9 protein-coding genes are annotated in these 12,057 nt (G+C 64.4%); 8 read left to right on the top strand and 1 reads right to left on the bottom strand.

The window, feature by feature from the left end; all coding sequences use genetic code 11:
- Nucleotide 1: 1 nt before the first annotated feature.
- Nucleotides 2–691, bottom strand: coding sequence for a GntR family transcriptional regulator (locus FJ414_RS01000; protein ID WP_140640384.1), 690 nt, complete (start codon nucleotides 689–691; stop codon nucleotides 2–4).
- A gap of 160 nt (nucleotides 692–851) precedes the next feature.
- Between FJ414_RS01000 and FJ414_RS00995 the strand changes: the two genes are divergently transcribed.
- The 8 genes from FJ414_RS00995 (at nucleotide 852) to FJ414_RS00960 (ending at nucleotide 12,054) form a co-directional block, all read left to right on the top strand.
- Nucleotides 852–2,228 (top strand): aspartate aminotransferase family protein, encoded by a 1,377-nt coding sequence (locus FJ414_RS00995; RefSeq protein ID WP_140640382.1) that lies wholly within the window; start codon nucleotides 852–854, stop codon nucleotides 2,226–2,228.
- A gap of 255 nt (nucleotides 2,229–2,483) precedes the next feature.
- The gene (gene torT, locus FJ414_RS00990; protein WP_140640380.1) at nucleotides 2,484–3,542 is read left to right on the top strand and encodes a TMAO reductase system periplasmic protein TorT; all 1,059 of its coding nucleotides are present in this window, start codon (nucleotides 2,484–2,486) and stop codon (nucleotides 3,540–3,542) included.
- 109 nt (nucleotides 3,543–3,651) lie between these two features.
- Nucleotides 3,652–5,139 carry a sugar ABC transporter ATP-binding protein gene (locus tag FJ414_RS00985; protein ID WP_140640378.1) on the top strand — a complete coding sequence of 496 codons (1,488 nt, stop codon included), beginning with the start codon at nucleotides 3,652–3,654 and terminating at the stop codon, nucleotides 5,137–5,139.
- Nucleotides 5,136–6,161 (top strand): ABC transporter permease, encoded by a 1,026-nt coding sequence (locus FJ414_RS00980; RefSeq protein ID WP_140640376.1) that lies wholly within the window; start codon nucleotides 5,136–5,138, stop codon nucleotides 6,159–6,161. The genes FJ414_RS00985 and FJ414_RS00980 overlap by 4 nt, the downstream gene beginning before the upstream one ends.
- The gene (locus tag FJ414_RS00975) at nucleotides 6,158–7,147 is read left to right on the top strand and encodes an ABC transporter permease (RefSeq protein ID WP_226892192.1); all 990 of its coding nucleotides are present in this window, start codon (nucleotides 6,158–6,160) and stop codon (nucleotides 7,145–7,147) included. The genes FJ414_RS00980 and FJ414_RS00975 overlap by 4 nt, the downstream gene beginning before the upstream one ends.
- 26 nt (nucleotides 7,148–7,173) lie before the next feature.
- Complete coding sequence (locus FJ414_RS00970) at nucleotides 7,174–9,234, top strand: hydantoinase/oxoprolinase family protein (protein ID WP_140640374.1); 2,061 nt, start codon at nucleotides 7,174–7,176, stop codon at nucleotides 9,232–9,234.
- A gap of 26 nt (nucleotides 9,235–9,260) precedes the next feature.
- Nucleotides 9,261–11,054: a hydantoinase B/oxoprolinase family protein gene (locus tag FJ414_RS00965; protein WP_140640371.1), complete on the top strand. Its 1,794-nt coding sequence runs from the start codon at nucleotides 9,261–9,263 to the stop codon at nucleotides 11,052–11,054.
- 88 nt (nucleotides 11,055–11,142) lie between these two features.
- Nucleotides 11,143–12,054, top strand: a complete 912-nt coding sequence (locus FJ414_RS00960) for a DMT family transporter (protein ID WP_181181482.1) — start codon at nucleotides 11,143–11,145, stop codon at nucleotides 12,052–12,054.
- The last annotated feature ends 3 nt before the right edge of the window (nucleotides 12,055–12,057 follow it).

Genomic DNA, 12,057 nt, shown 5'->3' with positions numbered 1-12,057 from the left:
CTCAGCCTGCCTTGGCCGTGTCGGCGGCGCGCCTGCTGAACAGCCGTTCGAGAATCACGTTTCCGCCCTCGGTGATGTCGGCGATGATCGCATGTTCGGCGGCATCGGCATCCTTCCTTTCGACCGCGGCGAGCACCGCGTGGTGATTGTCGATCATGGCGCGGCCGCCTTCATGATAGGATTCCGCAATCAGGGGACCCATCTGCAGCCACAGCCGATTGAGGATGCCGCGCAGCACAACCATGTCGCCGATGTCGGCAAGCGCGAAATGGAAGGTCTGGTTGAGCTCCAGCGCTTCCGTCCAATTCCTCTCGGTAATGGCGCTTTCGTTGCGGGCAATCAGATCGCGCAGCCGCTCGACATCCCTGGCCGTCGCCTTGAGCGCGGCCTCGCGCGCGGCGAGGCCTTCGAGCTTCAGCCTGATCTGGCGGATCTCCCGATAGCGTTCCAGCGTGATGATGGGCACGCGCACCTCGCGCGCCGATTTCTGCACCAGCGCCTCGTCCTGGATAAGGCGCAGGATCGCATCCCGCACCGGCGTGACGCTGGTTCCGAGCGACTGGGCGAGGTCGCGGATGGTCAGCCTGGCATCCGGCGCGAAGCGTCCCTTGACCAGCGCCTCGGTGACGCGCGCATAGACGGTCTCGCCGAGATTTTCGCGCTCGAGCGTTTCGAAACTGAAGCTCGCCATGCCGTTCCCGTCCCGCTTTTTGGCCGCCGGCCCAAAAGGGCTTGACAGTATATCTTATAAGAAACATGATGCATCAAACAGCATAAAGCAAGAGGGAACTGCGACCCTTGGACGAGGGGCAGGGCAATTCCCGCTTGGACGCCTGCAGACAGGAGCCGTCATGGACGCCAGACCGAATTCCCCCGAAGCCCGCGACATCCGCTATCACCTGCATGGCTATACCAATGCCCGCAAGCATCAGGAGACGGGTCCGCTGGTCATCGAAAAGGGCGATGGCATCTATGTCGAGGACATTGCAGGCAATCGCTACATCGAGGCGATGGCGGGCTTATGGAGCGTCGCCGTCGGCTTCTCGGAAAAGCGTCTGGTGGACGCTGCGACAAGGCAGATGTCGAAGCTGCCCTTCTATCACGACTTCGGCTCGAAGGCGCATTCGCCGCTGATCGACCTTGCCGAGCAGCTGGTGCAGATGGCGCCGGTGCCGATGAGCAAGGCCTATTTCACCAATTCCGGCTCCGAGGCCAACGATACCGCGATCAAGATGATCTGGTACCGGTCGAACGCGCTCGGCCAGCCGGCGCGCAAGAAGATCATCAGCCGCAAGCGCGGCTATCATGGCGTCACCATCGCCTCGGCGAGCCTGACCGGGCTGCCCAACAATCATCTCTCCTTCGACCTGCCGATCGCCAATATCCTGCACACGTCGACACCGCATCATTGGCGCGACGCCCAGCCCGGCGAGAGCGAAGAGCAGTTCTCCGCGCGGCTCGCCGACGAGCTGGAACAGCTGATCCTTGCCGAGGGGCCCGAAACGATCGCCGCCTTCATCGGCGAGCCGATCATGGGCGCCGGCGGGGTCGTCGTTCCGCCCGCCGGCTATTGGGAAAAGATCCAGGCGGTGCTGTCGAAATACGACATCCTGCTGGTGGCCGACGAGGTCATCTGCGGCTTCGGCCGCACCGGCGAGATGTTCGGTTCGCAGACCTTCGGCATCAAGCCCGACATCATGGTGCTGTCGAAGCAGATTTCCTCCTCCTACCTGCCGATCTCGGCGCTCATCATCAACGACAAGGTGTTCGAGCCGATCGCCGACGAGAGCGACCGCATCGGCACCTTCGGCCACGGCTTCACCGGCGGCGGTCATCCGGTCGCCGCGGCCGTCGCGCTGGAGAACATCAAGCTGATCGAGGAGCGCGACCTGGTCGGCAATGCGCGCAAGGTCGGCGCGCATCTGCAGGCGCGGCTCAACAAGCTCGCCTCGCATCCGCTGGTGGGCGAGGTGCGCGGCATTGGTCTCATCGCCGCCGTCGAGCTCGTCGCCGACAAGGCAAGCAAGGCGCCGTGGGGCAAGCCAGCGGCGCTCGGCGCGCTGGTCAACGGCTTTCTGCAGCAGAACGGCGTCATCTCGCGCAATATGGGTGACGCGATCGCCTTCTGTCCGCCGCTGATCATCACCGAGGCGCAGGTCGACGCTTTGGTCGATGCATTCGAGCGATCGCTCGACGCCGCCCTACCGCAGGTTCATCCGCGGGGCTGAGCCAGCCTATGGCAGTCGAAACGCCCTGTCGGGTGACGGTCTATCGCGCATTGACACATAAGATATAAGATGTAAGTTGCAAATTACGCGACCTGAATAGGCTGAATGGATACATTTGCACGAAATTCAACGTTTGAAGTTTGAAATGCCAACGAAGAAGTGGAAGATTGGATACAAAAATGATCGGGCTAAACCGGTCGATCGGGTAAACAACTCCAGGCCCCCCAAGGGCAGCTGTTCAAATGGGAGACTGATATGAGTGGATTGAAGAAGTCACTGGCTTTGGCGCTGTCGGCGACGGTGCTGTCGGCCGGAATGGCGCATGCCGCCGACTGGTGGCCGTTCAAGATCGCCTCGGCGAAGGATGGCGACCTCAAGAACGTGGGAGAGATCGAATACAAGCCGCTCGACAAGGCAGAGAAGCCCTGGAAGCTCTGCGTGCTCTTCCCGCATCTGCAGGACAGCTATTGGGTGTCGGTGGACTACGGCATCGTCGAGGAGGCCAAGCGCCTGGGCGTCAAGGTGACGGTGCTGCAGGCGGGTGGATACACCGCGCTGCCGAAGCAGATCTCGCAATATGACGACTGCGTTGCGGCGGGCGCCGACGCCATCCTGATCTCGGCGATCTCGGAAGCCGGCGTGGCAGCCAAGATCAACGAGGGCATGGGCAAGGGCATCGTCAACATCGCCGTCGCCAATCCGATCCTGGAAACGCCGATCACCGCCCGCATCACGCCCGACTTCTACCAGAAGGGCTTTCAGACCGGCGAGTATGTGAAGAAGTATCTCGGCGACAAGCAGGGCACCGCCGTGGCGTTCCCGGGCCCGCAGGGCAGCGGCTGGGCCGAAACTTACATGAACGGCTTCCGCGACAGCACCAAGACCGGCAACATCAAGCTGGTCGGCGAAATGTTCGGCGAGGCCAGCGTGCCGGCGCAGCTCAAGCTGGTCGAGGATGCGCTGCAGACCCATCCGGACGTCAACGTCATCTGGGGCGGCGCGCCGACGGCGGAAGCCGCGATCGGTGCCGTCGCCGACGCCGGCCTGAGCAACGTGACGATCATGTCCTCCTACGAGAACCAGACCATGCTGAAGGCCGTCAAGGACGGCTCGGTGCTGGGCTTCGCCACCGAGTATCCGGTTATCATGGGACGCATCGGCGTCGACCTCGCGGTTCGCGCGCTGGAAAAGAAGGATCACGAGAAGGTCCTGCTGGTTGCCCCCGGCATCGTTACCAAGGACAATGTCGACAAGATCGACACGACCCAGATCTTCGCGCCGGACAACTGGCGCCCCGAGTTCTCGGTCGAATAGCGTAGCCGCTTACGCGGCCCGCACATCGCGGTTGGATCGCGATCCTCCCGGCCTGGCCGCTTCGTCGGAAGCGGTCAGGCGACTTAGCTCGCCAGCCTTGGGTTTTTGGATGCTGGAAGTTACAGGATTCACCAAGAGATTCCGCGGCATCGCCGCGCTCGACAATGTCGACTTCTCCCTCAATGAGGGCGAGGTCCACGCGTTGCTTGGCGAAAACGGCGCCGGCAAGTCGACGCTCATCAATCTCATCGCCGGTACCTTCCCGTGGGCGGAAGGCGTCTACCGCATCAATGGCCGCACCATCACCAGCCTGACGCCGCAGGTGGCGCAGGAAATCGGCATCGCCGCCGTTTTCCAGGAATTCAGCCTGGTGCCCGACCTCACAGTGGTCGAGAACATCTTCCTCGGCCGCGAGCAGTCGTCCGGCCTGTTCCTCAAGCGCAAGCAGATGCGGCAGGCGGCGGCGGAGCTGCTGGACAGTCTCGGCTTCCATCTGCCGCTCGACGAGAAGGTCGCCTTCCTGTCGCGGGCGCAAAAACAGATGGTCGAGATCGCCAAGGCGTTGCGCATGCGGCCGAAGGTGCTGATCCTCGACGAGCCCACGGCCTCGCTCACCGATGGCGAGGCGGAAAAGCTCTTCAATGCCGTGGCGCTGCTGAAAGCGCGCGGCGTCGGCATCATCTATGTCTCGCACCGCATGAGCGAGATCCGCAATCTCTCCGACCGCGTCACCGTGCTGCGCGGCGGCAAGAAGATCGGCACGGTTGTCACCGCCGAAATTTCGGACGAGGGCCTGATCGAGATGATGGTCGGCCGTCCGGTCGAGCAGCTGTTTCCGAGGATCGAGCACAAGCCCGGCCCAGTCAGGCTCGAGGTGCGCGACCTTACAACCGAGAAGCGCTCCGTCATCGGTGCTTCCTTCACGGCGCGGGCGGGCGAGGTGGTCGGCCTTGCCGGTCTCGTCGGCTGCGGGCGCAGCGAACTTTGCCGCGCCGTCTTCGGTCTCGAGACCATCGAGGCCGGCGCGATCATGCTGGGCGACAAGGCGGTCGAGCGGCCGACGCCCACGTCGATGCTCGCCGCCAATGTCTGCTATTTCCCGGCCGACCGCGGCTCGGAGGGTCTGGCGCTGGCGCGCTCGGCGCGCGAGAACGCAACCATGAGCTCGCTCGACCTGCCGGAACTGTCGTCCGGGCCGGTGCTGAAATTCTGGCGCGAGAACGAGACTATCAAGACGCCGCTCGCCAATCTTGCGCTCAGACCCATGGCGCCCGAGCGCAAGGCGTCCGCCTTCTCCGGCGGCAACCAGCAGAAGCTGATGCTGGCGCGCGGGCTGATGAAACCGTTCGACGTCTACCTGTTCGACGAGCCGACCGTCGGCATCGACGTCGGCGCCAAGGCCGATGTCTACAACCTCATCAAATCGCTGGTTGAGGCCGGCGCCTCGGTGGTGGTCTCGACATCCGAATTGCCGGAGCTGATCAATCTCGCCTCGCGTGTCTATGTCATGCATGAAGGCAAGGTGGTCGCCGAGCTTGCCCAGCACGAGCTCAGCGAAGCTCAGGTCCTGTCCCACTATTTCGGAGGGCGCGCATGAGCTCGGAAACGGCGACCATCACCGTTGCCAACGCGCCATCGCATCGCGCGAGCCGGCTCGACCGCTTCCTCATGCAGGGCGGCATCGTCATCACCTTCCTGATCGTGGCGGTGGTCGCGACCGCGCTGATCGAGCCGCGCTTCCTCAACCGGCTCAACCTGCTCAATGTCATGCGCAATTTCGCGCTGCTGCTCATTCCGTCGCTGGCGCAGATGCTGGTGATGACGGCCGGCGGCTTCGACCTTTCCGTCGGCGCGGTGGTGGCGGCGACCTCCGTGGTGACGGCTGCCGTGATGCTCGTCGGCAGCGGCTATTTCCCAGGCATGGAGCTGGTCGTCATCCTTGCCTCGCTGGTCATCGCGCTCGGTGCCGGCGCGCTTGTCGGGCTGGTCAATGCCGGGCTTGTGGCGACCTTCTCGCTCTCACCCTTCATGGTGACGCTGGCGATGATGTCGGTGCTGATGGGCATCGCGCTCTATTTCACGCAAGGCATCCCGATCTATGGCGTGGCCGACTCCTTCATCGCCAATGTCGGACGCGGCCAGTTCCTGGGCCTGCCGATCGTGCTCTGGGTCGGGTTGGCGGTGCTTGCCGCCTGCATCGTCATGCAGCGCTTCACCGCGCTCGGCCGCCATATCTATGCGGTCGGCAGCGACCAGCGCTCGGCGCGCTTGTCGGGTGTCGCCACCGGCCGCACGCTGATGGCGGCCTATATGCTTGCCGGCCTGCTCGCCGCGCTCACCGGCTTCCTGATGACGTCGCGGCTCGGCTCCGGCCAGTCGACGATCGGCGGAACCCTGGCGCTCGAAACCATTGCCGCCGCCGTCATCGGCGGCGTCTCGCTGCGCGGCGGCGTCGGCCGCGCAGAACTGGTGGCGCTCGCAGCGCTGTTCCTGTCGGTCATCGCCAACGCGATGAACCTGGTGCAAGTCGACAGCAAGTACCAGACGCTGGTGCTCGGCGCCGTCTTGATCATAGCCTTGGCCATCGAACGGCTTCTGCTGAGGAAGCGGCAGTCATGAGCATGGAGGCCAAGACACAACCGATGGCACAGAGCTCCGGCCTTTCGCTGAAAGAGATCTTGCGCGCGGCGCGCCTGCCGATCGCCATTGTCGTTGTCCTCATCCTGTTTGGCCTGGTCGAGCCGCGTGTTCTGTCCCTCGGCAATTTCCGCAACATCGCGCTGCAGGCGAGCTATCTTGCGATCTTCGCCATGGCGCAGACTATGGTGCTTCTGACGCGCGGCTTCGATCTTTCGCTCGGCTACACCGTCTCGCTGGTCAGCGTCGCCGCCTCGATGGCGATGGTGGCAATGGGCGGCGGCGATGTCTCGATCCTCTACGGCGTCGGCGCCGCGGTGCTGATCGCCGGTGCGATCGGCCTCGCCAACGGCGTGCTGATAGCCGGCATCGGCATCAACCCGCTGGTGACGACGCTCGGCATGGCCAACATGGTGCTGGCCTTCGCCTCGACGATCAGCGGCGGCTTCCCCGTTACCGGCCTGCCGAAGAGCCTCACCGCCGAATTCGCGCAGGGATCGCCGCTCTCGATTCCGATGCCGATCTGGATTGCCGCCCTGGTGTTCGTGCTCTTGTTCCTCGTGCTCAAGGCGACGCGCTTCGGCCGCAGCCTCTACATCATCGGCGCCAATCCAAGGGCGGCGGTCGCGGCGGGCATTCGCACCGTGCCGGTGCTGGTGCTGGCCTACACGCTATGCGCGCTGCTTGCCGCGCTCGGCGCGCTTCTGCTCACCGCGCGCACCGGCTCGGGTGAGCCCAATCTCGGCGGCAATCTCACATTGGAGGCGATCGCGGCCGCCGTGGTCGGCGGCGTGCGCCTCTCCGGCGGGGAGGGTGGCGTGGGCGCGGCCGTGCTCGGCGCGCTGTTCGTCACCGTGCTCTCCAACGGTATGAACCTCGTCCAGATCGACGGCTATCTGCAACAGATCTGCCTGGGCGTCATCATCATCGTCAGCCTGATCGTCAATCGCGACGAAGCCAGGCGCTGATACTCCAACCTCTTCGGGAAGCTCGTATGGCCTATCAAGTTTGCATCGATATCGGCGGCACCTTCACCGACTGCCTTGTCTCGAACAGCAAGGGCGAGATCGCCATCTTCAAGTCGCCGACGACGCCAGGCGAATTCGAAAAAGGCTTCATCAACGTGCTGCATGTCGCGGCTGAGGGCTATGGCCTGAGCGGCGCCGACTTCATGAAGCAGATCGACCTCGTCGTGCACGGCTCGACCGTGTCGACCAACGCGCTGGTCGAGCGCAAGACGGTCAAGGTCGGCCTCATCCTGACCGCCGGTCACCAGGACATACTGGTGTTGCGCGAAGGTCCGCGCAAAGGCGCTTTCCAGTGGCGGCTGAACTATCCCGATCCCTATGTGCCGCGCCATCTCACCAAGACCGTCGCCGGCCGTATCGATGCCCGCGGTCGCGAGCTCGCGCCGCTTTCGCTGGATGACGTCCGCAAGGCCGCCACCGAGTTTCGCGGTCTCGGCGTCGAGGCGATCGCCGTCGGCCTGCTGTGGTCGGTGGTCAATCCGGCGCATGAGCTCGCCGTGCGCGAGATCCTGAACCAGGAGTTGCCTGGCATCCCGGTGACGCTCAGCCATGAGATCAACCCGATGCCGCGTGAGTACAAGCGCATCATCGCGGCCGCGATCGATGCTTCCATCAACCCGATCGTGCGCACCTATATCGAGAAGCTGAAGACGGCGCTCGACGAGGAAGGTTTCGAAGGCGAGCTGCTGCTTGCCAACTGCGTCGGCGGCATGATGCCGTTGGCCGACATGATCCGGAAGCCGATCTACAGCGTCATGTCCGGTCCGACGCTGGCGCCGATGGCGGCGCTGGCGCTTTCGGACGAGCCCGACATCATCGTCGGCGACATGGGCGGCACGACCTTCGACGTCTCGGCGCTGCGCGACCACCAGATCATCGTCACGCCCGACAGCATGATCCACGACGATTCGCTTGGTATCCCCAAGGTCGACGTGCGCTCGGTCGGCGCCGGCGGCGGCTCGATCGCCTTCGTCGACGAAGGCGGCCTGCTGCAAGTCGGTCCGCGCAGCGCAGGCGCCCGACCGGGTCCTGCCTGCTACGGCCAGGGCGGCACCGAGCCGACAGTGACGGACGCCAATGTCGTGCTCGGCATCGTCGATCCGGATTATTTCCTCGGCGGCAAGATGCAGCTGAAGCGGGAGCTGGCGGAGGCGGCGGTCGACAAGATCGCGACGCGGCTCGGCGTATCGCGGCAGGAGGCGGCCTACGCGATCTACACCACCAGCAATCACAACATGGTGGCGGCGATCGAAGAGATCACGGTGCGCGAGGGCATCAATCCGCGCGACTCCTTCTTCGTTTGCGGCGGCGGCGCCACCGCCATCCACATCGCCGAGATGGCCGACATCCTCGGCTTGAAGCGCTACATGGTGCCGCGCTTCATGGCCGGCCTCAGCGCTTTCGGCGGCCTGATCTCCGACATCCGCTCCGAAGAGAGCGCGGTGCTGCTCACCTCCGATGCCGACTTCAACGTCGCCGGCGTCAACGATGCGCTGAAGCGGCTGAAGCAGGCCGGCAACAACTTCCTCTCCGAAGCCGGCGTCGCGGTGGAGAATCGTCAGTTCGAGTTCTCCTTCCTCGGCCGTTACGAATACCAGTCCTTCGAGATCGAGGTGCCGTTCGAGGCAAAGGACGGCATGGTGTCCGAGGGCGATCTGCCGGGTCTGGTCGAAGCCTTCCACAAGATGCATGAGCGCATCTATTCGATCCGCGCCGACAATGACGTCGTCGAGTTCACGGCCTGGAAGCTGCGCGCCATCGGCAAGCGCTCCGGCCAGGACATCTGGCAGAAGAACACGCTGCCCGACCAGGTCGGCGCCATCGACCTGAAGGCCAAGCGCGGGATCTACCAGCAAGAGAGCGGGCGTGTCGAAACGGTGCCGGTCTACGAACTTGCGCAGTTGCGCGCGGGTGCGCAGGTTGCCGGCCCCTGCCTGGTCGAGGCCGAGACCTTCACCGCCTATCTCAAGGACCAGCACCAGGGCCAGATCGACCGTTACGGCAATCTCGTCGTGAACATCGCCTAGTCAAATCTACACAAGGGAACGATCCTATGGACTCCATCAACAGGCTCGAACTCGACGTCGCGGAACGGCGGGTCGACCCCTTTCTGATGTCGGTGCTGAAAAGCCGCTTCGAGGCGATCGTGCGCGAGATGACGCTGGTCGTCATGCGCGCCAGCCGCTCGGCCGTGATCAAGAACGCGCGCGACTTCTCCTGCGCCATCCTGACCTATGATCATCGGCTGGTCTCGGTCGAGGACGCGCTGCCGATCCACGTCATGTCTATGGACATGGCGACGCGGCCGCTGACCGACCTGTTCGACGACATCACGCAGGGCGACATCTTCCTCAACAACTGCCCCTACACCGGCGGCACCCATCACGCCGACCTGATCATGGCGATGCCGGTGTTCTTCGACGGCGAGCCGCTGTTCTGGGTCGTGGCGCTGTCGCACCACGCCGATACCGGCGCGCCGGTGCCGTCGACCTATCTCCCTTTCGCCAAGAACATCTTCGAGGAGGGGATGCATTTCCCTTGCGTGCGCGTCGCGCAGAATTACGAGGAGAAGAAGGACATCCTGCGCATCGGCACGATGCGCAACCGCGTGCCTGACATGTGGCTGGGCGACGTGCGCGCGCAGATCGGCGCCTGCCGCACCGGCGAGCGCCGGATCGGCGAGCTGTTCGCGCGCTATGGCCGCGACACCATCCTCGGTTTCGTCGAGGACTGGTTCGACTACGGCGCGCGCTGCGCCAAGGCGGCGATCGCGAAGCTGCCGGCCGGCAGCTACAGCTACGAGACGCGCCATGACCCGGTGCCCGGCGTCGCCGACGAAGGCATACCGGTCAAGGTGACGATCAATGTCGATCCGGAAAAGGGCGAGATCGTCGTCGACGTGCGCGACAACATCGACAATGTGCCGGGCGGCCTCAACCTGTCGGAGAATACGGCAACAGGCTCCTGCCGGATCGGCGTCTTCAACAATCTCGACGAAAGCATCCCGCACAACGAGGGCGCGAAGTCGCAGATCAAGGTGCTGCTGCGCGAGGGGAGCGTCGTCGGCAAGCCGAAATATCCGGTCGGCACTTCGGTCGCCACCACCAATGTCAACGACCGCCTGATGATCGCCGGCAACTGCGTCTTTTCGCGCATGGGCGCGCCTTACGGCCAGGCCGAGAGCGGCTCGCACCTGCCGGCCGGCGTCGGCGTCACCTCCGGCGAGGATCCGTTCAAGCACGGCAAGTCCTATGTCAACCAGGTCTTCGTCGGCTATGCCGGCGGCGGTGCCCGCCATGGCTTCGATGGCTGGCTGACCTATTGCGGCCCGGCCAATGCCGGCCTCATTCAGCTCGACTCGGTCGAAGTCGACGAGTCGATGTATCCGATCGTCATCGAGCGTCGTGGCGTGCTGCCTGGATCGCAGGGTTTCGGCGAGTTCGAGGGCGCGCCGGCGACCGGCGGCGTCTTTTATCCGCTCGACCACGACATGACGATCGTCTACGCCGCCGACGGCACCAGCTTCCCGCCGCGCGGCGTGCTGGGGGGCGGCGACGGCAAGGAGAGCGAGACGATCAAGGTCCGGGCCGACGAGAAGATCGTGTTGCCGGCCTTCAGCGAAGAGACGATCGAGAATGGCGCCCGTATCGAGTTCACCGCCTGCGGCGGCGGCGGTTACGGCGACCCGCTGAAGCGCGATCCGAAGCGTGTCGCGGCAACCGTCAATCGCGGCTGGCTGAGCCGCGAGGATGCCGAGACGGTCTACAAGGTGGTTCTGGTCGATGCCGACGAGCCTGGCCTGCTCAAGGTCGACGAAGCCCGTACAGCCGCCCTCAGAACGGTTTGACTCCAAGAGGCCCGGAACAGGTCCGCAAGAGACCTCGAATTCCGGGCCGGTGGTGGTTGGAGAGGGAGCGCCTGCCCGGCGGTGTGCGATGCATGACGACCGACCCGTGCCGGGCAGCGGCCTGCCACCGATAGACGCTGCTCTTCTGCTCCTGGCAGCAGCGATCTATGGCGGCATCTTTCCGGTCAACCGGCTGGCCGCCGAGACGCAATGGCCGCCTGTGGGTTTCGCCTTTGCCCAATCGCTTGCGGCAGGCGTGATCCTGGCGCTGGCGGCGGTAGCCGCCGGCGGTCGGTTCGCCGTCACCGTCGGGCAGATGGGCACGTACCTGATCATGGGCGGCCTGGTGGTTGGCCTGCCGATCGGCATACTGGTGTCGGCCGCTCCGCATGTCGATGCCTCGGTGCTGACCCTGGTGCTCTGTCTTTCTCCCATATTCACCCTCGCCATTGGCGCGCTGGCGGGCCTTGATCGCTTCGATTGGCGCACTTTCGCCGGCATGATGCTCGGAGTGGCCGGCGTGGCTGTCCTCGCGCTGCCCGGTGTAGGCGTTGTCGGCTCGGACGGCATCGTTTGGTTTCTGGTGGCCCTCATTGCCCCGGTCATGTTCGCTGCCGCCAACAACTGCGCCAAATGGCTGCGCCCCGAAGGTGCGTCCTCCGTAATGATGGCGGCCGGAACGTTGCTGGGAGGGGCCGTCGTTGCCGGCGTCGTCATGCTTGCGCTTGGCGGCGCGGCGTTGCCTTCCGAGTGGACGGGCAGGACCGCGATGCCGCTCGTCCTGGCGACGGCGATCAATGCCGTCTTCTTCGTCCTGTTCTTCGTATTGGTCGCTCGTATCGGGCCGACGCGCTTTTCGGTCTTCAACTATCTGGCCGTGGCCGCCGGCATCCTCTGGAGTCTGGCCGTCTTCGACGAACGACCGGCCGCCTCGTTCTGGGTGGCCCTGTTCCTGATGCTTGCAGCCATGTACCTGGTGCTGTCGCGCAAGCTCGACTGACCA

This window comes from Mesorhizobium sp. B3-1-6 (assembly GCF_006439555.1).
Classification (GTDB): domain Bacteria; phylum Pseudomonadota; class Alphaproteobacteria; order Rhizobiales; family Rhizobiaceae; genus Mesorhizobium.
The sequence above is the reverse complement of the archived record's forward strand: the minus strand, read 5'-3'. Positions and strand labels throughout refer to the sequence as shown.

What these genes read in the sequence shown, in the direction of transcription:
- FJ414_RS00975 (WP_226892192.1), top strand. Translation starts at nt 6,158, where the DNA reads ATGAGCATGGAGGCCAAGACACAACCGATGGCACAGAGCTCCGGCCTT.
- torT (WP_140640380.1), top strand. Translation starts at nt 2,484, where the DNA reads ATGAGTGGATTGAAGAAGTCACTGGCTTTGGCGCTGTCGGCGACGGTG.
- FJ414_RS00985 (WP_140640378.1), top strand. Translation starts at nt 3,652, where the DNA reads ATGCTGGAAGTTACAGGATTCACCAAGAGATTCCGCGGCATCGCCGCG.
- FJ414_RS01000 (WP_140640384.1), bottom strand. Translation starts at nt 691, where the DNA reads ATGGCGAGCTTCAGTTTCGAAACGCTCGAGCGCGAAAATCTCGGCGAG.
- FJ414_RS00970 (WP_140640374.1), top strand. Translation starts at nt 7,174, where the DNA reads ATGGCCTATCAAGTTTGCATCGATATCGGCGGCACCTTCACCGACTGC.
- FJ414_RS00980 (WP_140640376.1), top strand. Translation starts at nt 5,136, where the DNA reads ATGAGCTCGGAAACGGCGACCATCACCGTTGCCAACGCGCCATCGCAT.
- FJ414_RS00960 (WP_181181482.1), top strand. Translation starts at nt 11,143, where the DNA reads ATGCATGACGACCGACCCGTGCCGGGCAGCGGCCTGCCACCGATAGAC.
- FJ414_RS00965 (WP_140640371.1), top strand. Translation starts at nt 9,261, where the DNA reads ATGGACTCCATCAACAGGCTCGAACTCGACGTCGCGGAACGGCGGGTC.
- FJ414_RS00995 (WP_140640382.1), top strand. Translation starts at nt 852, where the DNA reads ATGGACGCCAGACCGAATTCCCCCGAAGCCCGCGACATCCGCTATCAC.